Source organism: Desulfocicer vacuolatum DSM 3385 (assembly GCF_900176365.1).
Taxonomy (GTDB): domain Bacteria; phylum Desulfobacterota; class Desulfobacteria; order Desulfobacterales; family Desulfobacteraceae; genus Desulfocicer; species Desulfocicer vacuolatum.
In genome coordinates, this window is record NZ_FWXY01000001.1 from 37,005 (window position 1) to 61,146 (window position 24,142).

Annotated in this window: 39 protein-coding genes; 7 read left to right on the forward strand and 32 right to left on the reverse strand. The window is 47.8% G+C overall.

Features of this window, described 5'->3' with window-relative positions:
• The first annotated feature begins 188 nt into the window (after positions 1 to 188).
• From selA to moaA, 7 genes are all read left to right on the forward strand, one after another.
• Positions 189 to 1,595: an L-seryl-tRNA(Sec) selenium transferase gene (gene selA, locus B9A32_RS00160; RefSeq protein WP_084066360.1), complete on the forward strand. Its 1,407-nt coding sequence runs from the start codon at positions 189 to 191 to the stop codon at positions 1,593 to 1,595.
• Positions 1,583 to 2,887, forward strand: a complete 1,305-nt coding sequence (locus B9A32_RS00165; RefSeq protein WP_084066361.1) for a tetratricopeptide repeat protein — start codon at positions 1,583 to 1,585, stop codon at positions 2,885 to 2,887. The genes selA and B9A32_RS00165 overlap by 13 nt, the downstream gene beginning before the upstream one ends.
• Positions 2,884 to 3,465 carry a D-sedoheptulose-7-phosphate isomerase gene (locus B9A32_RS00170; RefSeq protein WP_084066362.1) on the forward strand — a complete coding sequence of 194 codons (582 nt, stop codon included), beginning with the start codon at positions 2,884 to 2,886 and terminating at the stop codon, positions 3,463 to 3,465. The genes B9A32_RS00165 and B9A32_RS00170 overlap by 4 nt, the downstream gene beginning before the upstream one ends.
• 185 nt (positions 3,466 to 3,650) lie before the next feature.
• The gene (locus B9A32_RS00175) at positions 3,651 to 3,887 is read left to right on the forward strand and encodes an FmdB family zinc ribbon protein (RefSeq protein ID WP_084066363.1); all 237 of its coding nucleotides are present in this window, start codon (positions 3,651 to 3,653) and stop codon (positions 3,885 to 3,887) included.
• 4 nt (positions 3,888 to 3,891) lie between these two features.
• The gene (gene hemC, locus B9A32_RS00180) at positions 3,892 to 4,809 is read left to right on the forward strand and encodes a hydroxymethylbilane synthase (protein WP_084066364.1); all 918 of its coding nucleotides are present in this window, start codon (positions 3,892 to 3,894) and stop codon (positions 4,807 to 4,809) included.
• A gap of 5 nt (positions 4,810 to 4,814) precedes the next feature.
• Positions 4,815 to 6,350, forward strand: a complete 1,536-nt coding sequence (cobA, locus tag B9A32_RS00185; RefSeq protein WP_084066365.1) for a uroporphyrinogen-III C-methyltransferase — start codon at positions 4,815 to 4,817, stop codon at positions 6,348 to 6,350.
• Positions 6,350 to 7,366: a GTP 3',8-cyclase MoaA gene (gene moaA, locus B9A32_RS00190; RefSeq protein ID WP_084066366.1), complete on the forward strand. Its 1,017-nt coding sequence runs from the start codon at positions 6,350 to 6,352 to the stop codon at positions 7,364 to 7,366. The genes cobA and moaA overlap by 1 nt, the downstream gene beginning before the upstream one ends.
• Positions 7,367 to 7,724: 358 nt before the next feature.
• Here the strand turns inward: moaA and rplQ are convergent, their stop codons facing one another.
• From rplQ to rpsL, 32 genes are all read right to left on the reverse strand, one after another.
• Positions 7,725 to 8,084: a 50S ribosomal protein L17 gene (gene rplQ, locus B9A32_RS00195; RefSeq protein ID WP_084066367.1), complete on the reverse strand. Its 360-nt coding sequence runs from the start codon at positions 8,082 to 8,084 to the stop codon at positions 7,725 to 7,727.
• Positions 8,085 to 8,092: 8 nt separating this feature from the next.
• Complete coding sequence (locus tag B9A32_RS00200) at positions 8,093 to 9,115, reverse strand: DNA-directed RNA polymerase subunit alpha (RefSeq protein ID WP_084066368.1); 1,023 nt, start codon at positions 9,113 to 9,115, stop codon at positions 8,093 to 8,095.
• Positions 9,116 to 9,158: 43 nt separating this feature from the next.
• Positions 9,159 to 9,785, reverse strand: a complete 627-nt coding sequence (gene rpsD / locus B9A32_RS00205) for a 30S ribosomal protein S4 (RefSeq protein WP_084066369.1) — start codon at positions 9,783 to 9,785, stop codon at positions 9,159 to 9,161.
• Between the two features lie 54 nt (positions 9,786 to 9,839).
• Positions 9,840 to 10,235, reverse strand: coding sequence for a 30S ribosomal protein S11 (gene rpsK / locus B9A32_RS00210; protein ID WP_084066370.1), 396 nt, complete (start codon positions 10,233 to 10,235; stop codon positions 9,840 to 9,842).
• A gap of 56 nt (positions 10,236 to 10,291) precedes the next feature.
• The gene (gene rpsM / locus B9A32_RS00215; RefSeq protein ID WP_084066371.1) at positions 10,292 to 10,660 is read right to left on the reverse strand and encodes a 30S ribosomal protein S13; all 369 of its coding nucleotides are present in this window, start codon (positions 10,658 to 10,660) and stop codon (positions 10,292 to 10,294) included.
• Between the two features lie 13 nt (positions 10,661 to 10,673).
• Complete coding sequence (rpmJ, locus tag B9A32_RS00220) at positions 10,674 to 10,787, reverse strand: 50S ribosomal protein L36 (protein WP_084066372.1); 114 nt, start codon at positions 10,785 to 10,787, stop codon at positions 10,674 to 10,676.
• 47 nt (positions 10,788 to 10,834) lie between these two features.
• On the reverse strand, positions 10,835 to 11,053 hold the full coding sequence (gene infA, locus B9A32_RS00225) for a translation initiation factor IF-1 (RefSeq protein WP_084066373.1): 219 nt from the start codon (positions 11,051 to 11,053) through the stop codon (positions 10,835 to 10,837).
• A gap of 50 nt (positions 11,054 to 11,103) precedes the next feature.
• Positions 11,104 to 12,420 (reverse strand): preprotein translocase subunit SecY, encoded by a 1,317-nt coding sequence (secY, locus tag B9A32_RS00230; RefSeq protein WP_084066374.1) that lies wholly within the window; start codon positions 12,418 to 12,420, stop codon positions 11,104 to 11,106.
• 21 nt (positions 12,421 to 12,441) lie between these two features.
• Positions 12,442 to 12,879 (reverse strand): 50S ribosomal protein L15, encoded by a 438-nt coding sequence (gene rplO / locus B9A32_RS00235; RefSeq protein WP_084066375.1) that lies wholly within the window; start codon positions 12,877 to 12,879, stop codon positions 12,442 to 12,444.
• 1 nt (position 12,880) lies between these two features.
• On the reverse strand, positions 12,881 to 13,063 hold the full coding sequence (gene rpmD / locus B9A32_RS00240; RefSeq protein ID WP_084066376.1) for a 50S ribosomal protein L30: 183 nt from the start codon (positions 13,061 to 13,063) through the stop codon (positions 12,881 to 12,883).
• Between the two features lie 12 nt (positions 13,064 to 13,075).
• Positions 13,076 to 13,570, reverse strand: coding sequence for a 30S ribosomal protein S5 (gene rpsE / locus B9A32_RS00245; RefSeq protein ID WP_084066377.1), 495 nt, complete (start codon positions 13,568 to 13,570; stop codon positions 13,076 to 13,078).
• A gap of 16 nt (positions 13,571 to 13,586) precedes the next feature.
• Positions 13,587 to 13,955 carry a 50S ribosomal protein L18 gene (gene rplR, locus B9A32_RS00250; protein ID WP_084066378.1) on the reverse strand — a complete coding sequence of 123 codons (369 nt, stop codon included), beginning with the start codon at positions 13,953 to 13,955 and terminating at the stop codon, positions 13,587 to 13,589.
• 22 nt (positions 13,956 to 13,977) lie between these two features.
• Positions 13,978 to 14,517 (reverse strand): 50S ribosomal protein L6, encoded by a 540-nt coding sequence (gene rplF / locus B9A32_RS00255; RefSeq protein WP_084066379.1) that lies wholly within the window; start codon positions 14,515 to 14,517, stop codon positions 13,978 to 13,980.
• 14 nt (positions 14,518 to 14,531) lie between these two features.
• Positions 14,532 to 14,930, reverse strand: a complete 399-nt coding sequence (rpsH, locus tag B9A32_RS00260) for a 30S ribosomal protein S8 (RefSeq protein ID WP_084066380.1) — start codon at positions 14,928 to 14,930, stop codon at positions 14,532 to 14,534.
• Between the two features lie 111 nt (positions 14,931 to 15,041).
• Entirely contained in the window at positions 15,042 to 15,293 is a 252-nt protein-coding gene (locus B9A32_RS00265) for a type Z 30S ribosomal protein S14 (protein ID WP_456297762.1), read from the reverse strand.
• Between the two features lie 32 nt (positions 15,294 to 15,325).
• Positions 15,326 to 15,859 (reverse strand): 50S ribosomal protein L5, encoded by a 534-nt coding sequence (gene rplE, locus B9A32_RS00270; protein ID WP_084066382.1) that lies wholly within the window; start codon positions 15,857 to 15,859, stop codon positions 15,326 to 15,328.
• Between the two features lie 25 nt (positions 15,860 to 15,884).
• The gene (gene rplX, locus B9A32_RS00275; RefSeq protein WP_170923639.1) at positions 15,885 to 16,214 is read right to left on the reverse strand and encodes a 50S ribosomal protein L24; all 330 of its coding nucleotides are present in this window, start codon (positions 16,212 to 16,214) and stop codon (positions 15,885 to 15,887) included.
• Between the two features lie 26 nt (positions 16,215 to 16,240).
• Positions 16,241 to 16,609, reverse strand: coding sequence for a 50S ribosomal protein L14 (gene rplN / locus B9A32_RS00280; RefSeq protein WP_084066383.1), 369 nt, complete (start codon positions 16,607 to 16,609; stop codon positions 16,241 to 16,243).
• A gap of 20 nt (positions 16,610 to 16,629) precedes the next feature.
• A complete protein-coding gene (rpsQ, locus tag B9A32_RS00285; RefSeq protein WP_084066384.1) occupies positions 16,630 to 16,887 on the reverse strand; it encodes a 30S ribosomal protein S17 in 258 nt (85 codons plus the stop codon).
• Positions 16,888 to 16,903: 16 nt separating this feature from the next.
• Entirely contained in the window at positions 16,904 to 17,098 is a 195-nt protein-coding gene (rpmC, locus tag B9A32_RS00290) for a 50S ribosomal protein L29 (protein ID WP_084066385.1), read from the reverse strand.
• A 5-nt stretch (positions 17,099 to 17,103) separates the two neighbouring features.
• Positions 17,104 to 17,511: a 50S ribosomal protein L16 gene (rplP, locus tag B9A32_RS00295; protein ID WP_084066386.1), complete on the reverse strand. Its 408-nt coding sequence runs from the start codon at positions 17,509 to 17,511 to the stop codon at positions 17,104 to 17,106.
• Positions 17,512 to 17,539: 28 nt separating this feature from the next.
• A complete protein-coding gene (gene rpsC, locus B9A32_RS00300) occupies positions 17,540 to 18,187 on the reverse strand; it encodes a 30S ribosomal protein S3 (RefSeq protein WP_084066387.1) in 648 nt (215 codons plus the stop codon).
• A gap of 16 nt (positions 18,188 to 18,203) precedes the next feature.
• Positions 18,204 to 18,539, reverse strand: coding sequence for a 50S ribosomal protein L22 (gene rplV / locus B9A32_RS00305; RefSeq protein WP_084066388.1), 336 nt, complete (start codon positions 18,537 to 18,539; stop codon positions 18,204 to 18,206).
• A 34-nt stretch (positions 18,540 to 18,573) separates the two neighbouring features.
• Positions 18,574 to 18,858 carry a 30S ribosomal protein S19 gene (gene rpsS, locus B9A32_RS00310; protein WP_084066389.1) on the reverse strand — a complete coding sequence of 95 codons (285 nt, stop codon included), beginning with the start codon at positions 18,856 to 18,858 and terminating at the stop codon, positions 18,574 to 18,576.
• Positions 18,859 to 18,872: 14 nt separating this feature from the next.
• Positions 18,873 to 19,703: a 50S ribosomal protein L2 gene (gene rplB, locus B9A32_RS00315; RefSeq protein WP_084066390.1), complete on the reverse strand. Its 831-nt coding sequence runs from the start codon at positions 19,701 to 19,703 to the stop codon at positions 18,873 to 18,875.
• A gap of 12 nt (positions 19,704 to 19,715) precedes the next feature.
• Positions 19,716 to 20,003, reverse strand: coding sequence for a 50S ribosomal protein L23 (rplW, locus tag B9A32_RS00320; RefSeq protein WP_084066667.1), 288 nt, complete (start codon positions 20,001 to 20,003; stop codon positions 19,716 to 19,718).
• Positions 20,004 to 20,005: 2 nt separating this feature from the next.
• Complete coding sequence (gene rplD, locus B9A32_RS00325; protein WP_084066391.1) at positions 20,006 to 20,626, reverse strand: 50S ribosomal protein L4; 621 nt, start codon at positions 20,624 to 20,626, stop codon at positions 20,006 to 20,008.
• Positions 20,627 to 20,715: 89 nt separating this feature from the next.
• Positions 20,716 to 21,342, reverse strand: coding sequence for a 50S ribosomal protein L3 (gene rplC / locus B9A32_RS00330; RefSeq protein ID WP_084066392.1), 627 nt, complete (start codon positions 21,340 to 21,342; stop codon positions 20,716 to 20,718).
• Positions 21,343 to 21,467: 125 nt separating this feature from the next.
• Entirely contained in the window at positions 21,468 to 21,776 is a 309-nt protein-coding gene (gene rpsJ / locus B9A32_RS00335; protein WP_084066393.1) for a 30S ribosomal protein S10, read from the reverse strand.
• A 21-nt stretch (positions 21,777 to 21,797) separates the two neighbouring features.
• The gene (tuf, locus tag B9A32_RS00340; protein ID WP_084066394.1) at positions 21,798 to 22,991 is read right to left on the reverse strand and encodes an elongation factor Tu; all 1,194 of its coding nucleotides are present in this window, start codon (positions 22,989 to 22,991) and stop codon (positions 21,798 to 21,800) included.
• A gap of 53 nt (positions 22,992 to 23,044) precedes the next feature.
• Entirely contained in the window at positions 23,045 to 23,512 is a 468-nt protein-coding gene (gene rpsG, locus B9A32_RS00345) for a 30S ribosomal protein S7 (RefSeq protein WP_084066395.1), read from the reverse strand.
• 62 nt (positions 23,513 to 23,574) lie between these two features.
• Positions 23,575 to 23,946: a 30S ribosomal protein S12 gene (rpsL, locus tag B9A32_RS00350; protein WP_084066396.1), complete on the reverse strand. Its 372-nt coding sequence runs from the start codon at positions 23,944 to 23,946 to the stop codon at positions 23,575 to 23,577.
• Positions 23,947 to 24,142: the final 196 nt, after the last annotated feature.

A 24,142-nucleotide genomic window follows, 5' to 3' on the forward strand; every position in this document is an offset into this window, starting at 1 on the left:
CAAAATGGCAAAGGGCCAATTGCATCTAAGGAAACCATATAAACCACATGCCCCAGCAGCCACAACAAATATTGAAAATAGTATGATGCAGCCCCCCCGACGGGCAGACCGTATTCTGACCCGGTTCTGCCCACAAAAAAGCATACAACCCGTCAGGTTTGCCGGGCGTTTTTTATAAACGGAGTATTATGATAAGTAAAGACAAACATCACGTTCTAAAACAACTTCCCGGAGTGGATCATCTCATGGTACTTGCCATGAACGATCCACGACTCCAGGAAACCCCTGTATCAGTAATCAAAACCGCCATTCGAAGGGTGCTGAAGCAGACCAGGCAAGCCATTTTATCCAACACCATGGAGCAATGCAACCAGGAGCAGATACTGACACATGTTGCCAGCCTGTCCGCCGAGATTATTGCCCCCCGCCTGCGGCCGGTGATCAATGCCACAGGCGTGGTGCTTCACACCAATCTGGGGCGTTCCCTGCTTGCTTCCAATGCCCTTGAAAACATAACCACCATTGCCGGGGGCTATTCCAACCTGGAATTTAACATTACAACGGGCAAAAGGGGCCTTCGATACGATGCTGTGGAACAGCTCATCTGTGAACTCACCGGTGCAGAGGCCGCCATTGCCGTCAACAACAATGCCGGGGCCGTTCTGCTTTGCCTGGACACCCTGGCAAAGGGCCGGGAAGTGGTGGTGTCCCGGGGAGAACTGGTGGAAATCGGCGGTTCCTTTAGAATCCCCGATGTAATGACCAAAAGCGGATGTATTCTCAAAGAGGTGGGCACCACCAACAGAACCCATGCCAGGGACTATGAAAATGCCATCCATGGAGAAACCGGCCTTTTAATGAAGGTACACACCAGTAATTACCGCATCCAGGGATTCACCAAAACGGTTCCCCTGAAAGATCTGGTGACCATTGGACAAAAAAATCACATCCCCATCATGGAAGATCTGGGCAGCGGCTCCCTCATTGACCTGTCATCCTTTGGTCTTGGCAAAGAACCCACCGTGGCCCAGGCCGTGTCCACAGGGGCAGATATTGTCACCTTCAGTGGAGATAAACTCCTGGGAGGTCCCCAGGCCGGTATCATCGTGGGGGGACATGACGCCCTTGACAAAATCAAAGCCAACCCCCTGACCCGGGCCCTTCGCATTGATAAACTGACCCTGGCCGCCCTGGAAGCCACCCTTTCCCTTTACCGGGATGAAAAAAAAGCATTGAAGCAGATCCCCATACTCAGGATGTTGACCATCCCCTTTGAAACCATTACAACCCGGGCAGACCGAATGGTCACGCTTTTAAAAAACACACTGGGATCAAAGGCCCGGGTGGCCACGGCAGATCTCTCTTCCCGCACCGGGGGAGGCGCTTTTCCCGAAGTTCGTCTGCCCAGCCGCTGCGTCACAATAACGGCTCCGGGAATGTCAGCCGCCCGCATGGAAAAGGCCATGCGTAATCATACACCGGCCATCATAGGCAGAATTGACAACGAGCGTTTTATCATGGATCCCCGAACCCTTCAAAAAGGAGAGGAGAACATCATTGCCTCGGCCCTTAGAATCATTTTATGCAGCGGATAACCATGACGGCAACATCCAGACTCCACATTGCAGAACAATTTCTGACATCCCGGGAGGTGGCCAATCAAACACTCCCGGACGCCCCCTGGCAAAAAGAATTGACCCCACCCCGGGAATATGTATCCGACATACTCATCCAGGGAAATTACAGAACAGACGCTTTTTCTTTTAAACTGAATCAATTCCAGAAACCGGAACAGGGCTTTCTCTGTGCAGTTATATCATTCACCGACAACAAAACCCTGGAAACCCATTTCCAGGACCACCCCCGTTACACTGAAAAAATATCCGGGATTATCACAGATCGGGGCGGCATAATGAGCTGGTTGACCCCCAATGTACTTTCCATGGCCATTCCCCGGCCCTGCCCCCCAGCCCCAATGGCACACCTGGCATCATCCATTAAAAAACAGATGGAAAAAAGCCTTGGGGTGATCATTTCCATGGGGGCTTCTATTTTCCCCTGGATGGATTTCAGTGCCCAAGAGACATTCCACCATGGGGTCAGGGCACTGGACCATGCCGGGTTCCATAAACCCGGTGCCTTGATTTTTCCCAACCCTGTCACCTTTAACATCTCCGGTGACCGTCGCTACCGGCTGGGCCACATTGATGACGCCCTGGCAGAATATCGCTTGGGATTATTGCTGGCCCCCACCAATTTTAATCTGCTCAACAGCCTTGGGGTGTGCAACAGTGTACTGAATCAATTTGACCGGGCCCTTGACCAATTTGAGAAAGCCCTTGAAATCATGCCAAAAGATGTGATGGCACTTTACAATGCCGGTCTGGTGTGCAATCTCATGAATCACCTGGACAAAGGAGCAGAGTACCTCACCCGGGCAAGCAAGCTAAATAATACCATTTTTGAAATTGAACTCACCGCAGGTATTTTGTTCACCAAGGCAAACCGTTTCTCCCGAGCCCTTGATCACCTGGAAAGAGCAGGTAAAATATCCCCGGGCACGGCGCTTCCCCATGGACTCATGGGAGATATACACCTTAAACAGGGGGACTGTTCCCGGGCGGTCAAGAGCTATACAAGGGCCATCAAATGCAATGCCCGGGATACCTGGAGCATGTCTGGACTGGCCCGGATTTATGAAATCCAGAATATCAACATGGACATTGCCATGGCCCTGGCCCGGCAGAGCGTGATGCTTGACCCTGGGATATCTCTGTTTCGACATCGACTGGGAAAAATTTATCTGAAAAAAGGATGGTATGAAAAAGCGGCCATTGAATTTAACCCAAAGAAAAAACCTTTTAACCTTGACAAAGGAGTGGCATGAAAAAAAGCATCCTTGACACCCTTGAAAAAAGCATCCAGGTGAAAACCGAATTTATCAACCACCATGCCGGGGCCGTGGAAAAATGCGCCGTTCACATGGCAGAAACATTTAAAAACGGAGGGAAACTGCTGTTGTTTGGCAATGGCGGCAGTGCCGCAGACGCCCAGCACATCGCAGCAGAATTCATCAACCGCTTCCAGATGGAACGCCCTCCGCTGCCAGCCCTGGCCCTGACCACTGACACTTCGGTGATCACCAGCATTGGCAATGATTACAGTTTTGAAGACATTTTCCATAAACAGGTCCAGGCCCTGGGGTGTCCCCATGACATGGCCCTGGGTATCACCACCAGCGGCAGTTCCCCCAATGTCATCAAGGCCGTGAAAACAGCAAAAAAACAGGGCCTAACTGTGATTGGATTTTCAGGCAACCGGGGAGAGTTAAAAGAACTGGCTGACTTTCCCTTTTGTGTTCCTTCAACGGTGACAGCCCGAATACAGGAAACCCATATTTTGTTGGCCCATATCCTTTGCGACCTCACTGAACAACTGCTTTTCAACCATCCCCAATGCCCATGAAACACATTTCCCGTGTGTATGCCCCACAGACACCCCATATGAATCTTGCATTTTTTTAATTTTGCTATATATTAGATAGGTTGTGAAGAAAAGACAGTAACGCAGGCTTGGCCCTGTGGGAGCCGTGGTGCTTACGGCATCCCATGGGGAGACCAAGCCCCAACCTGAAATCCAGGAAAATTAAAATGCCCATATACGAATACAAATGTAATCATTGCGAAAAAACCTTTGAAACCCTGGTTCTGGGATCTGATGTTCCCTCATGTCCTGCCTGTAACAGCCAGGACCTTGCCCGGCTTCTCTCCTGCTGCGGTTTTGTAACCAAGGGTGCAGGAGCAGCCAATGCGGCCTCTTCCCCCTCTTCATCCACTTCATCCTGCAGCGGCTGCACCGCCACCAGCTGCGCTTCCTGCAGCGGGTAATTCAATGAAAAATATAATTAAAATAGGCACCCGGGGAAGCCAACTTGCCCTGTGGCAGGCCAACTGGGTTAAAAATCAGATAGAATCCGGGTTCCCCGAAATTCAGGCCCTGATCATTGAAATTAAAACCACCGGAGACAAAATTGTGGACCGCCCCCTGGCCATGGTGGGGGGTAAGGGCCTTTTTGTAAAAGAAATTGAAAAAGCCCTGCTTGACAAAGACATTGACATTGCTGTCCACAGCATGAAAGACATGCCAGGAGACCTGCCCGGGGGGCTTTGCATCGGTGCCATACCGGTGAGGGAAGACCCCAGAGACGTATTGGTTTCCCGTAATAATATCCCTCTTAACGAGCTGCCTTCCGGGGCCGTCATCGGTACCAGCAGTTTACGGCGCGCCTCCCAGATAAAATATGTAAGACCGGATCTTACCATCGCCTCCATCCGGGGAAATCTGGGCACCCGTCTTGGCAAACTTGACAATGGAGACTTTGATGCCATTGTCCTTGCAGCAGCCGGTATTATTCGTCTGGGCATGAAAGAACGAATCACCCAGTACCTGGAACCGGACACCATGCTGCCTGCCGTGGGCCAGGGAGCCCTTTGCATTGAAACAAGGGAAAATGATGCGGATATCGCACCCATACTTGCCGTACTGGACAACCGGGATACCCGAATTCCAGTGGTGGCGGAACGGGCATTTCTCCGAAAGCTGGAAGGAAGCTGCCACATTCCCGTGGCCTGCTTCGGTACCCTGAAAGACCGGGAGTTGATCTTGACAGGACTTGTGGCGTCAGAGGATGGAACCCAGATGGTGAAAGAGGTATCAAGGGGTCCTGGGGCATCGGCAGAGGCGATCGGCACATCGCTGGCCACTACGTTGTTAGACCGGGGTGCCGCTCAAATACTGGAGAATTTATAAATCAAATGGACAAGACAAACGGAATAATATACCTCATTGGCGCCGGCCCCGGTGATCCCGGACTGATCACAGTAAAGGCTGTGGAATGCATTAAGGCGGCGGATGTTGTCGTATATGACTACCTGGCATCCCCCACCCTTTTGTCATATGCAAAACCAGGGGCAGAAATCATATATGTGGGTAAAAAAGGGGGGGATCACACCCTTACCCAGGACAAAATAAGTGAACTGCTGGCCCAAAAGGGTGAACAAGGTCATGTGGTGGCACGACTTAAAGGGGGAGACCCCTTTATCTTTGGCCGGGGGGGAGAAGAGGCAGAAGTTCTCATTGAACGCAATATTTCCTTTGAGGTGGTACCGGGTGTCACCTCTGCCGTTGCAGCCCCGGCCTATGCAGGTATTCCCCTCACCCACCGGGATTACACCTCGTCTGTTTCCCTTATCACAGGCCATGAAGATCCTTTAAAGGAGACCTCCAGCATTCATTGGGACTGTCTTGCCAAAAGCGGCAGTACCCTTGTTTTTTTCATGGGGGTTAAAAACCTTCCCAACATCGTCAACCAACTGCTGGAAAACGGGAAATCTTCCCAAACCCCTGTGGCATTGGTGAGATGGGGAACCACCACCCGCCAGCAAACTGTTTCCGGTACCCTTTCAAACATCGTTGAAAAGGTGAAAGAGGCAAAACTCAAATCCCCTGCCATCATTGTGGTGGGAGAGGTGGTCTCACTCCGGGAAAATATGAAATGGTTTGAAAACAGACCTCTTTTTGGGAAAAAAATCGTGGTGACACGGGCCAGGGCCCAGGCCAGCGGACTGGTGGACAAACTTCGGCATCTGGGGGCACACTGCATAGAGATCCCCACCATAAAGGTTGTGCCCCCCCGGGATAACACCCCCCTTGAAGATGCCGTCTCCTCCCTTGAAAAATATGAATGGATTATCTTCACCAGCGTTAACGGGGTAAAACACTTTTTTAACACTCTGTTTGCAAAGGGACTGGATGTGCGGGTCCTGGGCCGTCATAAATTTGCATGCATCGGACCTGTTACCCGGGATGAGCTTGGAAAATTCGGCATTGTATCTGATGTGCTTCCCAAAACCTATCGTGCGGAATCCGTGGTGGAGGCATTTAAAGACGCTGAAATCAATGGGAAAAAAATTCTGCTTCCCAGGGCCATGGAAGCCCGGACCATCCTTCCGGAAGAGTTGAGAAACATGGGGGCCCATGTCCATGAGGTCACTGCCTATGAAACCCAGCAGGTATCCACTGCCAAAGAAGAGCTCATGGCCCTTCTCAGAAACGGTGAAATTGACATGGTCACCTTCACCAGCTCCTCCACAGTGAAGAACTTCATGGCCCTGATTCCAGAACAGGAAAGAACCTCACTGCTGTCAGATGTTCTCCATGCCTGCATCGGTCCCATCACCGAAGATACAGCCGTCTCACTGGGACTTGCCCCTGAAATAGTTGCTGACAGCTACACCATTGATGGACTGGTGGACGTCATTGTGGCGTATTACACCGGAAAGGAGAACTGATGACCTATCTCTCGTCCCTTCCCCACTCCCCCGGAGAGACTCCCCGGGATAACAGAACCATCAACTACCTGAGAATATCGGTGACAGACCGATGTAATCTGGCCTGTCGATATTGTGTTCCCAAACAGGACCTTCCCTTTGTCACCCACGCAGATGTGGCAAGATATGAAGAACTTCTCACCATTGTGGAAGCGGCGGCAGAGCTGGGCATTACCAAAATACGCATCACCGGCGGAGAACCCCTGGTGAGAAAAGGGCTGTTTGGGTTTATCAAAAACCTGTCTGATGTCCCGGGAATTGAAGACATTGCCATCACCACCAATGGGGTATTGCTGGAAAAAAACATGGATGCCCTCGTGGCATCCGGTGTGCGACGGCTTAACATCAGCCTGGACACCCTGAGTCCGGAGATTTTTAAACAAATCACGGGAAAAGATCGCCATGCAAAGGTGTGGCGGGGGATCATGGCAGCCCATGACCGGGGCATTGCCCCCATCAAATTGAACATGGTCCCCTTGAGGGGTATCAATGAGGATGACATCGAAAAAATGGCCCGCCTGGTGCTCTCCTACCCCTTCCATGTGCGATTCATTGAATATATGCCCATGGGCAACTCAGGGGTCACCATGGATCAGCAGATGCTGATTCCGGAAATATCTGCCCGGGTGGAGGCCGCCCTGGGAAGCCTGACCCCCATGGGAAAAGGTAAACACGATGGACCGGCCCGTCGCTTCACAGCCAAACATGCGTTGGGGGAAATCGGGTTTATCTCACCGGTGAGTTCCCATTTCTGCCATCAATGCAACCGCCTTCGACTGACCTCAACGGGAATGCTCCGCCCCTGCCTTTTGCACAACTATGAAACAGACATCCTCTCCATTGTGAGAAATGGCGGCACCTGTGATGATATCAAATCTGTTATCCTTGAAACCATTGCCAATAAACCCCTGCAGCACTCATTGGGGGAAAAGGCCCCTGAAAAGATCAATTCCCAGATGTTCACCATCGGGGGGTGATGGGGGGCCCGCCCGGCCGGAACTGTAAATAGCTCAATTGTCCGGTTCCTATTGCCCGTCGGGGGGAGGCCCCCCCTTAGGTAAACTTGGAGGCTACCTTTTCATATAACGCATCTAAATCCAATAAAAAAACCGATTATCGGGATTTTCCCGACAATCGGTTTTTTTATGGTTGCTTCACGGCAGCCCCGGATTACACCGTGGTCTACCCAAAGCAAAACTTGAAAATTTATCCGGTTTACCGGAATATTTTTCTGTAGAAAGTAAAACAAATCCCCTGAACTATGCCCGTTCATCGGCCAGCGCTCTATTTCACTGCACTGTTCGATGTTCCCCGGATCTTTTCAGGGGAATGTTTTTAGTTATCTATGATCAATTCAATCATGGCCATGGGAGCGGCATCACCGGTTCTGGGTCCCAGTTTAATAATCCGGGTATATCCCCCCTGACGACTGCCAAACTTCTCCACAGCGTCATTGAACAGCTGATGAACCACATCTTTTTCTCTGATAACGGAAAAGGCCTGACGTCGGGCATGAAGATCTCCCCGTTTGGCCAATGTGATCATCTTATCCGCCAGTTTCCGAAGCTCTTTGGCTTTGGCGTCGGTGGTTTTGATTCTCTCATGTTTGAAAAGAGAGGTGACCATATTTCTGAACATCGCCTTTCGATGACTTGATGTTCGATTAAGCTTTACGCCTGATTTTCTGTGTCTCATGGGAAAATTTATTCTCCTTCGTTGGGTTGGTCTTCCTCAGGTGGCACAAATCCCTCAAGATCCATTCCAAGGGTGAGATCCATGGATGTCAGAACCTCTTTTATCTCATTCAAGGATTTTCGTCCGAAATTTTTTGTTTTCAGCATTTCACTTTCAGTTCTCTGTACAAGCTGATAAATTTTCAGGATCTGTGCATTTTTAAGGCAGTTGGAACTTCTTACAGAAAGTTCAAGCTCATCTACACTTCTGTAGAGATTATCATTAAAATTTCTTTCGGCACCATTATGCTCTTTTTCTTCCTGCTCAGGCTCAATGTCTTCATCAAAATTGATAAATGGAGTCATCTGTTCCTTGAGAATTTTCGCAGCAAAGGCAACAGAGTCCTCAGGCGTAACACTGCCATCTGTCCATACTTCCATGGTGAGTTTATCATAATCGGTTTTCTGACCAATCCTGGAAGTTCCAACGACATATTTTACTCTTTTAATGGGAGAAAAAACACTGTCAATGGGAATGGTTCCGACAGGCGCATCCTCATTCTTGTTGGCCGCAGAAAGTGCATACCCTTTACTGGTTCGAATCAGCATGGTCATTCGAAGCTCACCACCATCATTCACCGTGGCAATGTGCTGCTCTGGATTTAAGACCTGGACCCGACCGTCTGGAGAGGTAATATCAGCAGCTGTTGCCGCTTTTTCTCCGGTGACATGGAGATGCACCTCTTTGTCCTCCAGGTCCGATACCTTAAATCTGATCTCTTTGAGATTCATGATTATTTCAGAAACATCTTCACTGACGTTTGAAATAACACTGTACTCATGAAGTGCTTCTTCAAATTTTACGGATACAATGGCACTGCCGTAGAGTGATGAAAGAATAATCCGCCGCAGAGAGTTACCAATGGTAATACCAAACCCCCGTTCCAGGGGCTCACACACAAATTTACCATAGGTGGAGGTTGTGGTAACGGCAACTTTCTCGGGCTTGATCATCTCGTGCCAGTTGACATATACAAGTTCATCTGATGACATTGTTTATCTCCTGAATATAAACATAGGACAAACTGCAGCTCACTTATTTGGAGTAAAGCTCTACAATCAGCTGTTCCTGTATGGGCAGTGTAACATCTTCACGGGCTGGCAGACTCTTGACCGCGCCTTTAAAACCGTCTTTGTCAAGCTCAAGCCACTGGGGGATACCACGTCGAACAATGGTTTCAAGGGACTCGGTGATGGCAGCCACATTTCGGCTTTTTTCCTTGAGCTCAATGACATCCCCTGCCTTTGTAATATAGGAAGGAATGTTGACCTTTTTACCGTTCACAATGAAATGATTGTGTCGGACAAAATGACGTCCCTGGGTTCTGGAACTGGTAAAGCCCAGACGAAATACCACATTGTCAAGACGACGCTCCAGCATACCCAAAAGGTTGGTACCGGTGATGCCCTTTTGACGATCTGCCTTGGTAAAAATAATTCTAAACTGCTTTTCAGAAATTCCGTATATTCTTCTGACCTTTTGTTTTTCCCGCAGCTGAATACCATAATCAGAGAATTTAGCGCGTCTCTGTCCATGCTGGCCGGGGGGATAGCCCCTTCGATCAAAACTGCATTTATCTGAATAGCACCGATCGCCCTTCAGAAAAAGCTTCATATTTTCGCGTCTGCACTGACGGCAGACAGAACCTCGATAACGTGACAACGTTCTCCTCCTTTATCTCAAAAATCAACAAACGTTAAATTGGACAGTGATGATTTATACTCTTCTTCTCTTGGGCGGGCGGCATCCATTGTGGGGTACCGGGGTAACGTCCTTGATCATGGAGATATTAAACCCAATGGCATGAAGGGCACGAAGGGCGGATTCACGTCCAGCTCCCGGGCCTTTCACGTACACACTAACATTTTTCATACCATGTTCCATGGCTTTTGCACCGGCATCTTCGGCGGCCAGCTTGGATGCAAAGGGTGTGCTTTTTCTGGACCCTTTGAAGCCCTGGATTCCGGAGCTGGACCAGGAGATTGTATTTCCTGATTCATCGGTGATGGTTACAATGGTATTGTTAAACGTTGACTGAATATGTACAACGCCTGTTGATATATTTTTTTTAACTCTTTTCTTGGTAACGCTCTTTTTGGTCTTTTTCGCCATAACTTAGCAAAGCCTCCTGGTGGTCAACCGTCAAACAACAGATGTTTTTGGTTAACTTACTTTTTCTTTTTGACAGCCGCCCGTTTCGGACCTTTTCTGGTTCTCGCATTGGTGCTGGTCCGCTGGCCATGACAGGGCAGGGATTTCCGATGACGAAGTCCACGGTAGCAACCAAGGTCCATCAGCCGTTTGATATTCATTGAGGTAAGTGTTCGAAGTTCACCCTCAACTTTATATTTACTGTCAATGACCTTTCTGATCTGATTGGCCTGCTCTTCTGTAAGGTCATCGGATTTTAATGTCGATTCAATGCCGACTTCAGAAAGGATCTCCTGGGATCTGCTTCTGCCAATACCATAAATATAGGTGAGAGCGATCTCTATGTGCTTATTCCTGGGTAAATCTACGCCTGCAATTCTTGCCACGCTTTATGCCCCCTTATCCCTGTCTTTGATTATGACGTTTATTAATACAAATCACCCGGATGACTCCCTTTCTGCGGATAATCTTGCAATCCTTACAAATTTTTTTAACAGATGCTCTGACTTTCATCTTGAATATACTCCTCGCATCAACTGGCTCTTGCTCCCAGTGATGTGTTATTTATATCGATAGGTAATCCGTCCCCGGCTTAAATCATAGGGTGACAGCTCCACGGTTACCTTATCTCCCGGTAGAATTTTAATGAAATGCATTCTCATTTTGCCTGATATATGTGCCAGCAGCTGGTGCTTGTTATCCAGTTCAACCTTAAACATGGCGTTGGGTAATGTTTCAAGCACCGTACCTTCTACTTTAATGGCTTCTTCCTTTGCCATAGTCCACCTCTCATTCAATTATTCGTCTGTGATTGTGATGCTGAATTATACTACCGTCTCGATTTCACACTCCCCCCTGATTTCCCCAGGAAACCGTCATAATTCCTTGAAATCAGATGGGACTCTATCTGCGCAATCGTGTCGATGGAAACACCAACAACTATCAGCAGTGCTGTACCGCCAAAGTAGAACGGCACATTAAATTTTGTCATCAACATGGTGGGCAGAACACACACGGCAGATACGTAAACAGCGCCGCCCAGTGTAATTCTTGTCAGCACTTTATCAATGTATTCAGCGGTCTTTTTCCCCGGCCGGATGCCGGGAATATATCCCCCATTTTTTTTCATATTATCTGCCACATTATCAGGGTTAAAGGTAACCGCAGTATAAAAGAAACAGAAAAATATGATAAAGCCCACATAGATCAAATTATAAATTATGGTTCCCGGACTCATGGCAGCTGCCACCGTCTGCATGACGGGCAGATCAATAAAATTGGCCAGGGTGGCCGGAAACATAATAATGGATGAAGCAAAAATAGGGGGAATCACCCCGGCGGTATTGATCTTCAAAGGAAGATGTGAACTCTGGCCTCCATACATTTTCCGCCCCACCACCCGCTTGGCATACTGCACGGGAATTCTTCGCTGGGACTGTTCCATGAAAATAATAAATCCAATGACGGCCACCATGAGAACAATGAGAATAATCAGGGCAAAAATTCCCATCTCACCGGTGGAAACCAGACGCATGGTATTTCCCATGGCCGTGGGCATCCGTGCAACAATGCCGGCAAAAATGATCAGAGAAATGCCGTTCCCAATACCCCGCTCGGTGATCTGCTCTCCCAGCCACATGATAAAGGCAGTTCCCGCCGTCAAGGTGAGCACAGTCATCAAACGAAACCCCCATCCGGGATACATTACAATGGGTGCACCGGCCGGTGAAGTCATGCTTTCAAGGCCCACGGCAATGCCAAAGCCCTGGATCAGACTCAGGCCCACTGTGCCATATCTGGTGTACTGGGTGATTTTTTTGCGACCCTGCTCTCCCTCTTTGGAAAGTTGTTCGAGGTGGGGGATCACCACCGTCATCAGCTGAAGGATAATCGAAGCACTGATATAAGGCATAATCCCCAAAGCAAAGACAGAGAGACGATCCAGGGCACCTCCTGAGAACATGTTGAACATTGCAAAAAGGGTGCCCCTGGCATTGTCAAAAAACGAGGCCAGTGCCGCAGTGTCAATCCCGGGTGTGGGGACATGCACACCCACCCTGTAAACAAAAAGCAATGCAAATGTAATCAAAAGCTTTCGTTTTAAGTCTGGAAGCTTGAGTATATTCTGATATCCGCTCTCAATCATTTATAACAACCTCAGATAGAATTACAGTTCAATATTTCCGCCGGCAGCCTCGATTTTCTCCCGGGCAGACCGGCTCACAAGGCATCCCTTAAGGGAGAACGTTTTTGTCAGCTCTCCATTACCGAGGATTTTTATTCCGTCTATTTTCCCCTTTACAAGCCCTCTCTCTTTGAGAAGTGCCGCATCAATGGTGACACCGCCGTCAAAGACATCAAGGTCTGACAGGTTCAAAACAGCAATCTTTTTCTTAAAAAGGCTGGTAAAACCTCTTTTGGGAAGCCGACGATGCAAGGGCATCTGACCGCCCTCAAACCCGGGACGAACCCCGCCGCCGGATCTGGCATTGTGGCCTTTATGACCCCGGGTGGAAGTTTTTCCCATCCCGGAACCGGGACCGCGCCCCACTCTTTTCCTGCTTTTTCGGCTACCTTCTGCAGGGGATAATTCGTGCAGTTTCACTTTAAACCTCCTCTACCCTGACCAGATGTGGAACCTTTTTTGCCATCCCGAGGATTGCCGGGTTGTTCTTATGTTCAACGGTCATGTTTATCTTTCTCAAACCCAGCGCACGGAGAATTCTGCGATGTTTTTCAGGACGTCCGATGATGCTTCTGATCTGCGTTAGTTTCACTTTACCTGACATGTCAAGTCCCCCTTATATATCTTCCGGTCGAAGGCCCCTTCTTCTGGCAACCTCTTCCCTGGTTTCAAGTGACTTCAGTCCGGCCATGGTCGCTCTGACCACATTGTGAGAATTATTGCTGCCAATGCATTTGGTCAAAATATCGGTGACACCCACAGCTTCAAGAACCGCACGAACAGCACCACCTGCAATAACACCGGTACCCGGGGATGCCGGTTTTAAAAGTACGCGTCCGGAACCGGCATGTCCCACCACTTCACAGGGAACAGTACCGTCCAGAAGGGATACCTTTGTCATGGAGCGTTTTGCTTTTTCCACACCTTTGCGGATGGCTTCGGGAACCTCACCTGCCTTTCCCAGACCATAGCCCACGCTGCCTTCTCCGTCACCCACCACACACAAGGCGCTGAAACTGAAATTTCTACCGCCCTTTACAACCTTTGCCACCCGGTTGATCCGAACGACTTTATCAATCAACTGATTTTCATCTGTCTGTTTGCTGCCCAAGGAACTCCCTCCTTAATTAGAAATTCAACCCGGCTTCCCGGGCTCCGTCAGAAACAGACTTAACACGTCCGTGATAAAGAAAGCCATTTCTGTCGAAGGTGACTTTAGTAACCCCCTTATCCAGGGCCCGCTGACCAACAAGTTTACCCACGGCAACAGCACCTTCTTTGCCGCTGCCTTTAATACCGGTCTCTTTAAATTGGGCATCAAGGGTGGATGCTGACACAATGGTATGCCCCTTGACATCATCAATGATCTGGGCATAGATATGGCTTGCACTTCTGAAAACGCTCAGTCTGGGGCGTCCCGAAGTACCATTGATATTCTTTCTGATTCTTCGCTTTCTCTTTAATCTTGAGATTCGCTTTGTAGTTCGATTTGCCATTGTATTCTATTCCTGGTTATGATTATTTTGCTGCAGCCTTTCCGGCTTTTCTGATGATTCTTTCATCTGAATACATAATTCCCTTACCTTTGTAAGGCTCGGGCGGACGGACCTTTCGAATCCGTGCTGCAGTCTCTCCAAGAACCTCCTTGTCAATGGATGACAAGGTGATCTGGGTATTTTTATCCACCTTTGCGGTAACGCCGTCAGGCAGTGTAAAATCAACGGGATTGGAATAACCGACATTCAATATCAGTTGACTTCCCTTTGCTTCGGCACGATAGCCAATTCCGTTCAACAAAAGTGTTTTCACGTACCCTGTGGTTACACCGATCACCATATTCTGAATCAATGATCGATATAAGCCCTGCAGGGCCACGGTCTTCCGGTCCTCATTTACAGGGGAGACCAGAAGCCTGTCTTCTTCAATTTTAATTGTGACTGCCGGATGCAGACTGCGCTGAAGAGATCCCAAAGCACCTTTAACGGCAATGGAATCATCTGTGAGTGCAATTTCCACTTTTTCAGGAATCTGGACCGGCTTTTTACCAATTCGAGACATTTATCCCTCCAGTTTTACCAGATATTACAGAGGACTTCGCCGCCCACATTCTCTTTTCTTGCCTGCTTATCCGTCATCAACCCTTTTGATGTGGATAAAATCGAAATACCAAGACCGTTTAATACCGGCTTAACTTCTTTGGACTTTGTATAAACCCTGCAACCGGGTTTGCTGACCCTTTCAAGTCCATGAATGGCAGGTTTATTGTCATCTACATATTTAAGATAAACACGAAGCACACCTTGTTTGTCATCTTCAAGGAATTTGTGATTCTTAATGTAGCCCTGCTCTTTCAGCACCCGCGCCAATTCTCTTTTTAATTTGGACCCGGGGATATCCACTTTTGCGAACTCTGCCTTAGCACCATTTCTGATTCTTGTAAGCATGTCCGCGATGGGATCACTCATTGCCATAATAATCTCCTGAAACACCTTAACTGCCCTTTCAGACAGAAAAGAACTATTCGATATCTGTTATCCAAGCTTAATATAATCAAGCCGCCAAGACCAAGTCCCGGGGAATGATTACCAACTTGATTTTGTCACACCCGGCAATTTTCCGGCAGAAGCAAGATCCCTGAAGCAGATTCGACAGATACCTGCTTTCCGGATATATCCCCTGGGCCGGCCACAAATGGTGCAACGATTGTACGCCCGCACTTTAAATTTCGGCGTTCTCCCCGCCTTTGCGATAAGAGACTTTTTTGCCAACTTTACCTCCTGGAGGGATATGTTGAATGTATGGAAAAAAACGGAGCTGCTTTTCCATAAATCCATGCCATACCCGATTTACAACTTGCGATTAACGATCAGTTTTTAAAGGGCATTCCAAAAAGCTTCAAGAGCTCCTTGCCCTCTTTGTCGGTCTTAGCCGTGGTGACGATGGTAACATTCAGACCTTTGATACTGTCGGTCTTGTCATAATCAATTTCCGGAAAAATGATATGTTCTTTGATACCAAGGCTGTAATTACCTCTTCCGTCAAAGGCCTTTCCGGAAATACCCCGAAAGTCACGGACACGGGGAAGGGTAATGTTCACCAGTTTTTCCAGGAAATCATACATCTTTTCCCGGCGCAGGGTCACCATACATCCAATGGGCATACCTTCCCTGAGCTTGAATGCTGCAATGGATTTTTTTGCCTTGGTGATAACAGGCTTCTGACCTGAAATCAAGGTCAAATCAGCGGCGGCGGAATCCAGCAATTTTACATTTTTGATGGCTTCGCCCAATCCAATGTTCAGCACAATTTTTTCCAGGCCAGGCACCTGCATTCTGTTTTGATAGTCAAAGGACTGCGTGAGCGCCGGGACTATCTCTTTTTCATATTTCTCTTTAAACATCGAAAATTAGCTCCTCAGTCGAATCCTAAGCATCGATCTGTTCATTGCATTTTTTACAGAATCTGACCTTTTTTCCATCTTCAAGCACTCTGATGCCCACTCGAACCGGTTTAACGCATCGGTTGCACATGAGCATGAGATTGGAATAATCCACCGGCATTGCTTTTTCTACAATGCCGCCCTGGGGATTTGCCTGGGTGGGTCGCTGATGGATTTTTGCCACATTAATATTTTCAACAACGGCTCTGTTTTTCTTTTTAATGACTTTCAGAACCTTGCCGATTTTGCCTTTATCCTTACCGGCAATGATCTTTACCTTATCATCGGTCTTAATTCTTGTTTTGATCTTTTCCATGGAATCCTCTCCAACGTAGTGAACCGCTACAGTACCTCGGGTGCAAGGGATATTATCTTCATAAACCGTTTGGCCCGGAGTTCCCTTGCAACGGGGCCGAAAATACGAGTGCCAATTGGTTCATTGGAAGGATTGATAATAACAGCTGAATTATCATCAAATCTGATCATCGAACCATCGGGTCTTGCGACCTCTTTTTTAGTCCGCACGATAACCGCCTTGACAACATCACCCTTTTTAACCTTGGCATTGGGAATGGCTTCCTTAACGGAAACAACAATAATATCCCCGATGCCGGCATACCGTCTTTTGGATCCGCCAAGGACCTTGATACAATACAGTTCCTTGGCACCGGAGTTGTCTGCCACAGTCAATCTTGTCTCTGTCTGAATCATTATCTCAACTCCTTATAAAATCAAACTGCCCGTTTGACAATCTCACTGACGCGAAATTTCTTGGTTTTGCTAAGGGGTCTTGATTCAGTAATCTTAACGACATCCCCGGGACGACAAAGGTTGTTTTCGTCGTGGGCAGCATATTTTTTATAGCTTTTAATATATTTTTTATAAACCTTGTGCTGCACCAGTCTTTCGACCTGAACCACCACTGATTTATCCATCTTGTCAGATACTATAGTACCCAGAAGTACTCTTTTTCTTCCTCTTTCATTCATGGCATCAACTTTAAAGCTATGTGTTTAAATTCATCTCCCGGGAAACAGTTTTCAAACGGGCAATGTCCCGCCTGATTCCGGGAAGAATGGCTGTATTCTCAAGCTGACCAACACCATGCTGAAAACGAAGATTGAAAAACTCTTTTTTCAGCTCAGTCAGTTTTGTCTCAATCTCTTCGGCGCTCATGGCTCGAATTTCACTGATTTTCATGGGATTTAACTCCTTTCCACAAAGCGCGTTTTCACAGACAGCTTTCTGGCAGCCAGGCGAAGGGCTTCCATGGCAAGCTCTCTTGGGACACCTTCCATTTCATAGAGAATCCGTCCGGGTCTAATGGCAGCCACCCAGGCATCTGTGGGTCCCTTACCCTTACCCATTCTGACTTCTGCGGGTTTCTTGGTAACGGGCTTGTCTGGAAAAAAACGAATCCAGGTTTTCCCACTTCTCTTAATTTTTCGGGTCATGGCAATACGGGCAGCTTCAATCTGTCGGGCATTGACATACCCGCACTCAACGGCCTGTAGTCCGAAATCACCGAAGTTGAGTTCTGTGCCTCCGGTGGGCTTTCCCTTGAGCCGTCCACGCATCCGTTTGCGATACTTTACCTTTTTAGGACTCAGCATTGTATATATCTCCTAAGCAAACTTTCTATTAAGCTGTGAGGTTCTGCTCGGCATTAAGCACTTCACCTTTGAAGATGAAGACTTTAATTCCAATGGTACCATAGGTGGTCTGGGCTTCAATAAAGCCATAGTCCACATCAGCTCTCAATGTGTGAAGCGGAATACGGCCCTCTTTGTACCACTCCGTCCTTGCCATTTCTGCACCACCGAGTCTACCGGCACAAATGATTTTGATCCCCTGGGCACCAAACCGCATGGCAGAAGAGACACTTCTTTTCATGGCCCTTCTAAATGCAATGCGTCGTTCAAGCTGGGATGCAATATTTTCTGCAACAAGCTGGGCATCAACCTCAGGTCGTCGGACCTCTTTGATGTCTATGAGAACTTCGGGGGTAAGCATCTTTTCCAGCTCTTTTTTCAAAAGGGCAATTTCAGATCCTTTTTTCCCGATGATGATCCCGGGTCTTGCTGCAAATACGCGGAGTCTGATCCGTTTAGAAAACCGCTCAATTTCTATTTTAGAGATACCTGCATGGTAAAGCTTCTTTTTAAGAAATTTTCTAATTTTGTAATCTTCATAAACAAAATCAGCATATTCTTTATCGGCATACCACCGGGAATCCCATGTTTTGATAATACCTAATCTTAACCCGATTGGATTTACTTTTTGGCCCAATCCGAACCCTCCTTATTTAGACCGTTTCCGCAACTGTTACTGTGATGTGGCTGGATCTTTTAAGAATCCTGGCACCTCTGCCCCTGGCCCTTGCCCGGAAACGTTTCAGGGTAGGGCCCTGGTCAACAACAATGTTTTTAACGATGAGATCGTCAACATCCAACTCATTGTTGTGTTCAGCGTTGGCCACAGCCGAACTCAGGGTTTTGGATATGATACCGGCGGCTTTAAGGGGCATGAACTTGAGGATATTTAACGCTTCCTCAACAGGCTTTCCCTTTAAAGCTTCAACAGGAGCACGCAGTTTCAACGGTGATATTCGTACGTATTTAGTGACTGCTTTAACTTCCATTTCAGTTTCCTCTTACATTGTAACCCCTTGGGGGTTATCGCTTCATTTTGGACTTTTTATCACCTGCGTGACCGTAAAATGTTCTTGTGGGAGAAAACTCGCCAAGTTTATGTCCGACCATGTTCTCCGTAACAAATACCGGCACGAATTTCTTACCATTATGAACTGCAAAAGTGATTCCCACCATCTCGGGAAAAATAGTTGATCTCCTGGACCAGGTTTTGATCACTTTGTTGCTCTTTTTATCTTCTTGAGCAGCAACAACCTTTTTTATCAGTTCCGGGGCTATATAAGGGCCCTTTTTCAACGACCTTGGCATATCAGATCACCTATCTATTTGCGTTTAGCTCTTCTTTTCACGATGTACTGGTCAGTACGCTTATTATTACGGGTTCGATACCCTTTGGTCGGCACACCCCAAGGCGTACAAGGATGACGACCACCGGAGGATCGACCTTCACCACCACCCATGGGATGATCCACAGGGTTCATGGCAACACCTCTTACAGAAGGTCTGCGACCCAGCCATCTTGAACGACCGGCTTTACCAAGTTTGATATCATCGTGTTTCTCATTACCCACCCGTCCAATGGTTGCTTTGCACTTGATGTGCACCATGCGCACCTCACCGGAGGGAAGAAGAACCTGGGCATAGCGACCTTCTTTTGCCATGAGCCTTGCAAAGGTACCGGCACTTCTGACGATCTGACCGCCTTTCTGCTGCTTAAGCTCCACATTATGGATACGGGTACCCAGAGGAATATTTTCCAGGGGCAGACAATTGCCGGGCTTGATATCTGCATCGGGCCCGGTTTCAATGATATCACCCACCTGGAGATCCTTGGGACAGAGGATATAGCGTTTTTCCCCATCCACATAAAACAAAAGAGCAATGCGGGCACTTCTGTTGGGATCGTATTCAATGGCAGACACCTTGGCGGGAATGCCATCTTTATCTCGTTTAAAATCAATGATCCTGTACTGCTTTTTTGCCCCACCACCTCTGTGACGACTGGTAATCCGGCCATGGACATTACGCCCGGCTGTCTTTTTAATTTTTTTCAGCAGGCTCCGTTCGGGCTTTACCTTGGTAATTTCCTCAAAGGTAAAGTACTCCTGGGCCCGTCTGCCGGGTGATGTCGGCTTTGTCTTCTTTATTGACATGTGCTTACCTCTTTATACACCTTCAAAAAAATCAATTCTCTGCCCGGGCATTAACCGTACAATGGCTTTTTTCCAATCCCGCCGTTTTCCAAGGACCTTGCCACGACGTTTTACCTTGCCCTTCATTTGAATGGTTCTGACGGTCTGAACTTTGGTATTGAAAATACGTTCCACCGCATCTTTAATTTCCATCCGGTTGGCCTGACGGTCCACCTCAAAGGAAACCTGGTTGAAGAGCTCTTTTTGCAGAGTTGTTTTTTCCGTATTCAAAGGCCTTCGAATTATATCATAATCTTTAATCATCACCCGAGCCTCCCTTCAATTCCCTGAATGGATGACTCAACCAGCAGGAGCTTGTCATATTTCAGGATATCATAAACATTGAGGCCTTCGGTTTTAATCACCTTGACCCCGGGAACATTGCGTGAAGAGAGAAACAGATTTCTATCGTCGTCTGAAGTAACCACCAGGACCTTTTTCAAACCAAGTGCCCGGGTCACATCCACAAAAGCTTTTGTTTTGATCTCTTCCAGACCAAAACCGTCAATCACCCTTAAAGAATCGGTGGCCAATTTACTGCTCAATGCCATCTTAAGGGCCAGTGCGCGCACTTTTTTGGGCAGATTATAGGCATAGGATCTCTGGGTGGGACCGAAAATAACACCGCCGCCCCGTCTCAGGGGAGACTTGATGCTTCCGGACCTTGCATTACCGGTACCTTTCTGCCGGTACAATTTCTTGGTACTTCCTGCGATGTCAGAGCGCCCCTTTACAACGGCGGTTCCGCGTCTTCTACTTGCGAGCTGCATCCTCACAACATCATGCAGTACACTTTTTTTAACAGGTATGCTGAATATCGTATCAGGGAGCTGGGCCTCGGAGACCTTTTCACCTGACCTGTTCAAAACATCTACAGCAGCCATATATGTCCTCATTAAATTCCGACTGTGCATCACTGCGAAGGTCATTGCAATACCCACAGTCGTGGTAAAAACTACGTATACAATTCCAACTACTTTGCCACTTTTACGATCTCAAGGATGCCGGTTTTTGCTCCCGGAACAGGCCCTTTGACCAATAAAAGATTTTCTTCGGCTCTAACATCAATCACCACAAGGTTCTTGATCGTTTTTCGATCAACACCCATGTGTCCGGGCATTTTTTTGCCCTTGGTGATCCGTGCAGGCCAGGCAGAACATCCCACTGAACCGGGCTTACGATGGTTTCTGCTACCATGGGTCTCAGGCCCACGGCTGAAGCCGTGCCGTTTAATGGTTCCCTGGAAGCCGCGGCCCTTGGAGGTACCGGACACATTCACCTTATCTCCGGGCTGGAGAAAATCCAGATTCAGAACCTGACCGGGTTCATATTCTTCAGGGGCATCCACTTTGAACTCACGAAGGGTTGTAAAGCCAGACCCTCCGCTCTTTGCAAAATGCCCTGCGGCAGGTTTGGTACAGCGTTTAATATCTTTGGCTCCAAAGCCCACCTGCACTGCATTGTAACCGTCCACACTGAGGGTTTTAACCTGGGTAACCACACAGGGTCCCACCTCAAGCACAGTTACCGGCACAAGGGTACCGTCGGCGGCAAAGACACTGGTCATTCCCACCTTTTTTCCCACAATTCCATCACACATAATCATATCCTGTTCTATGTTTTCAAACCCCTTACAAAGGGACTTGATCTTATAGCTTTATTTGTACGCTTTTTAATCAGCACCGGAAATTCAAAAAAGCCGTCCAATCCCTGTGAGGAATCAGATTACAATTTAATTTCCACCGCCACGCCCGGGGAAAGATCCAGCTTCATCAAAGCATCCACAGTCTGCTGGGTGGGTTCAAGAATATCCATCAGACGCTTGTGGGTCCTGATTTCAAACTGTTCCCGGGATTTCTTATTTACATGTGGAGAACGCAGCACACAAAACTTATTGATCCGTGTTGGAAGTGGAATGGGTCCCACAACCTTTGCACCGGTTTTTCTTGCTGTATCCACGATGTCAAGGGATGAGCGATCAAGCAACTTATGGTCATAAGCTTTGAGCCTGATCCTTATTTTTGTTTTTATCATAACGATTCAATCTTCCCCGGCTTAGTCTTCAATTTCGCCAATAACACCGGCACCCACAGTACGTCCACCTTCCCTGATGGCAAACCGAAGTTCTTTCTCCATGGCAATGGGAGCAATGAGTTCAGCTGAGATACTTGCGTTATCTCCAGGCATGATCATTTCCACACCCTCAGCCAGGGTCAGAATACCGGTTACGTCAGTGGTTCTAAAAAAGAACTGGGGACGATAGCCGCTGAAGAAAGGTGTATGACGACCGCCTTCTTCTTTACTCAGACAATAAATTTCCGCCTTGAACTTGGTATAGGGTTTGATGGTTCCGGGTTTGGCAACGACCTGACCCCTTTCAACGGCGTCTCTTTTGGTTCCACGCAGCAGCAGTCCGACATTATCACCGGCCTGACCTTCGTCCAGAAGCTTTCTAAACATCTCAACACCGGTACAGGTGGTTTTGGTGGTTTCACGGATACCCACAAGCTCAACTTCTTCACCGGTCTTGATTACACCACGCTCGATACGACCGGTTACAACGGTACCACGACCGGAAATACTGAACACATCCTCAATGGGCATGAGAAAGTCTTTATCTGTATCGCGGACAGGCTCTTCCACATAGGAATCCAGAACACCCAGAAGCTCTGCAATACATTTAGCTTCTTCACCGTTGGGATCATCACATTCCAGAGCTTTCAGGGCAGATCCTCTGATAATGGGTGTATCGTCACCGGGGAATTCATACTTGTCCAGAAGCTCCTGAAGTTCCATTTCCACCAGCTCAATGAGCTCTTCGTCATCCACCATGTCACATTTATTCAAAAACACAACAATACTGGGAACGCCAACCTGACGGGCAAGAAGAATGTGCTCACGGGTCTGGGGCATGGGGCCGTCATCGGCACTTACAACCAGAACAGCACCGTCCATCTGGGCAGCTCCGGTGATCATGTTCTTGATATAGTCAGCATGACCGGGACAATCCACATGGGCATAATGACGATTGGCAGTCTCATACTCAACATGGGCGGTTGCAATGGTAATACCGCGCTCACGTTCTTCCGGGGCCTTGTCAATCTCGTCAAAGGGGACATAGTCGCCATGACCTGCAAGGGCGGCATGCTTTGTAATTGCAGCAGTCAAAGTGGTCTTACCATGATCGATATGTCCGATGGTTCCGATGTTAACATGCGGTTTTGTCCGCTCGAATTTTTCCTTAGCCATTCTAAATTTTCCTCCCTGAAATCTTAACAGGACTTTTTAAATATTCTTAAAAATTACCATCTGAAATGAGCAAAAGCTTTGTTCGCCTCAGCCATTTTATGGGTATCTTCTTTCTTTTTCATGGCACCGCCGCGCTCATTAAATGCATCCATCAGCTCAGCTGCAAGCTTGTTGGCCATCCCCTTTTCAGACCGTTTCCGGCTAAAGGTCAACAACCAGCGAAAGGCCAGAGCTGTCTGCCTTGAAGGCTTTATCTCTGTTGGCACCTGATAGGTTGAGCCACCCACCCGGCGTGATTTCACTTCCACAGAGGGACGAACATTACTGATCGCTTTTTCAAACACATCCAACGCTGTTTCACCGGTTTTCTTTTCAATGAGATCCATTGCATCATTAAAAACCCTCACAGCGACGCTTCGTTTACCATCTTTCATCACGCAATTAACAAACTTGGACACAAGGGTTTTTTCGCCCTTTGCACCCATGGTCAAATGCGCTGAAACTATTTTTTTTCTTGCCATACATCCACCAATTTCTTAAACTGATTCAATGATCCCAAGTCCAAACCCGATGCCCAAAGAACTTATTTGGGTCGTTTTGCACCATATTTAGATCTACCCTGCCTTCTATCTTCCACCCCAAGCGTATCCAGTGTTCCCCTCACAATGTGATAACGAACACCGGGAAGGTCCTTCACCCTCCCGCCCCTGACAAGAACCACGGAGTGCTCCTGCAGGTTATGACCCATACCGGGAATGTAGGCGGCAACTTCCATGCCTGTTGTCAGACGAACCCTGGCAACCTTTCTCAATGCAGAGTTCGGCTTTTTGGGCGTCGATGTATAGACCCTGGTGCAGACACCACGCTTCTGGGGACCACCCTTTAAAGCCGGGGTGCCCTGCTTCTTTTCGGCCTTTACCCGTCCCTTCCTTACCAGTTGATTAATGGTTGGCATACCTTTATAAAACTCCTTATCGAATGATTTCGAACAATCTTATGTGACAAAATGGTGAATTATTATATAGACAACTAAACTTGTCAAGCTTTTTTTATATTACCGCTGAGCGCACTCCCCCATTCAAGGCAGTTATAAATACAGCACCACAAATCAAAGCCGGTGTGATTTAAAGAAAAAAAACACTTTTGAAAAA

Coding starts and splice junctions, on each gene's coding strand:
- rplQ (WP_084066367.1), bottom strand. CDS start 8,084: ATGAGACACAGAAAATCAGGCGTAAAGCTTAATCGAACATCAAGTCAT.
- rplP (WP_084066386.1), bottom strand. CDS start 17,511: ATGCTGAGTCCTAAAAAGGTAAAGTATCGCAAACGGATGCGTGGACGG.
- moaA (WP_084066366.1), top strand. CDS start 6,350: ATGACCTATCTCTCGTCCCTTCCCCACTCCCCCGGAGAGACTCCCCGG.
- rplE (WP_084066382.1), bottom strand. CDS start 15,859: ATGTTTAAAGAGAAATATGAAAAAGAGATAGTCCCGGCGCTCACGCAG.
- B9A32_RS00265 (WP_456297762.1), bottom strand. CDS start 15,293: ATGGATTTATGGAAAAGCAGCTCCGTTTTTTTCCATACATTCAACATA.
- B9A32_RS00175 (WP_084066363.1), top strand. CDS start 3,651: ATGCCCATATACGAATACAAATGTAATCATTGCGAAAAAACCTTTGAA.
- cobA (WP_084066365.1), top strand. CDS start 4,815: ATGGACAAGACAAACGGAATAATATACCTCATTGGCGCCGGCCCCGGT.
- rplC (WP_084066392.1), bottom strand. CDS start 21,342: ATGTGTGATGGAATTGTGGGAAAAAAGGTGGGAATGACCAGTGTCTTT.
- rpsJ (WP_084066393.1), bottom strand. CDS start 21,776: ATGATAAAAACAAAAATAAGGATCAGGCTCAAAGCTTATGACCATAAG.
- B9A32_RS00200 (WP_084066368.1), bottom strand. CDS start 9,115: ATGTCATCAGATGAACTTGTATATGTCAACTGGCACGAGATGATCAAG.
- rpmJ (WP_084066372.1), bottom strand. CDS start 10,787: ATGAAAGTCAGAGCATCTGTTAAAAAAATTTGTAAGGATTGCAAGATT.
- secY (WP_084066374.1), bottom strand. CDS start 12,420: ATGATTGAGAGCGGATATCAGAATATACTCAAGCTTCCAGACTTAAAA.
- rplF (WP_084066379.1), bottom strand. CDS start 14,517: ATGTCTCGAATTGGTAAAAAGCCGGTCCAGATTCCTGAAAAAGTGGAA.
- rpsK (WP_084066370.1), bottom strand. CDS start 10,235: ATGGCGAAAAAGACCAAAAAGAGCGTTACCAAGAAAAGAGTTAAAAAA.
- rpmC (WP_084066385.1), bottom strand. CDS start 17,098: ATGAAAATCAGTGAAATTCGAGCCATGAGCGCCGAAGAGATTGAGACA.
- B9A32_RS00165 (WP_084066361.1), top strand. CDS start 1,583: ATGCAGCGGATAACCATGACGGCAACATCCAGACTCCACATTGCAGAA.
- infA (WP_084066373.1), bottom strand. CDS start 11,053: ATGGCAAAGGAAGAAGCCATTAAAGTAGAAGGTACGGTGCTTGAAACA.
- rpsL (WP_084066396.1), bottom strand. CDS start 23,946: ATGCCAACCATTAATCAACTGGTAAGGAAGGGACGGGTAAAGGCCGAA.
- rplR (WP_084066378.1), bottom strand. CDS start 13,955: ATGGCAAATCGAACTACAAAGCGAATCTCAAGATTAAAGAGAAAGCGA.
- selA (WP_084066360.1), top strand. CDS start 189: ATGATAAGTAAAGACAAACATCACGTTCTAAAACAACTTCCCGGAGTG.
- rpmD (WP_084066376.1), bottom strand. CDS start 13,063: ATGTCAGGTAAAGTGAAACTAACGCAGATCAGAAGCATCATCGGACGT.
- rpsS (WP_084066389.1), bottom strand. CDS start 18,858: ATGCCAAGGTCGTTGAAAAAGGGCCCTTATATAGCCCCGGAACTGATA.
- rpsG (WP_084066395.1), bottom strand. CDS start 23,512: ATGGCAAGAAAAAAAATAGTTTCAGCGCATTTGACCATGGGTGCAAAG.
- rplD (WP_084066391.1), bottom strand. CDS start 20,626: ATGGCTGCTGTAGATGTTTTGAACAGGTCAGGTGAAAAGGTCTCCGAG.
- B9A32_RS00170 (WP_084066362.1), top strand. CDS start 2,884: ATGAAAAAAAGCATCCTTGACACCCTTGAAAAAAGCATCCAGGTGAAA.
- rplX (WP_170923639.1), bottom strand. CDS start 16,214: ATGGAAAAGATCAAAACAAGAATTAAGACCGATGATAAGGTAAAGATC.
- rplN (WP_084066383.1), bottom strand. CDS start 16,609: ATGATTCAGACAGAGACAAGATTGACTGTGGCAGACAACTCCGGTGCC.
- rplB (WP_084066390.1), bottom strand. CDS start 19,703: ATGTCAATAAAGAAGACAAAGCCGACATCACCCGGCAGACGGGCCCAG.
- hemC (WP_084066364.1), top strand. CDS start 3,892: ATGAAAAATATAATTAAAATAGGCACCCGGGGAAGCCAACTTGCCCTG.
- rplV (WP_084066388.1), bottom strand. CDS start 18,539: ATGGAAGTTAAAGCAGTCACTAAATACGTACGAATATCACCGTTGAAA.
- rpsH (WP_084066380.1), bottom strand. CDS start 14,930: ATGGCAATGAGTGATCCCATCGCGGACATGCTTACAAGAATCAGAAAT.
- tuf (WP_084066394.1), bottom strand. CDS start 22,991: ATGGCTAAGGAAAAATTCGAGCGGACAAAACCGCATGTTAACATCGGA.
- rpsQ (WP_084066384.1), bottom strand. CDS start 16,887: ATGAATGAAAGAGGAAGAAAAAGAGTACTTCTGGGTACTATAGTATCT.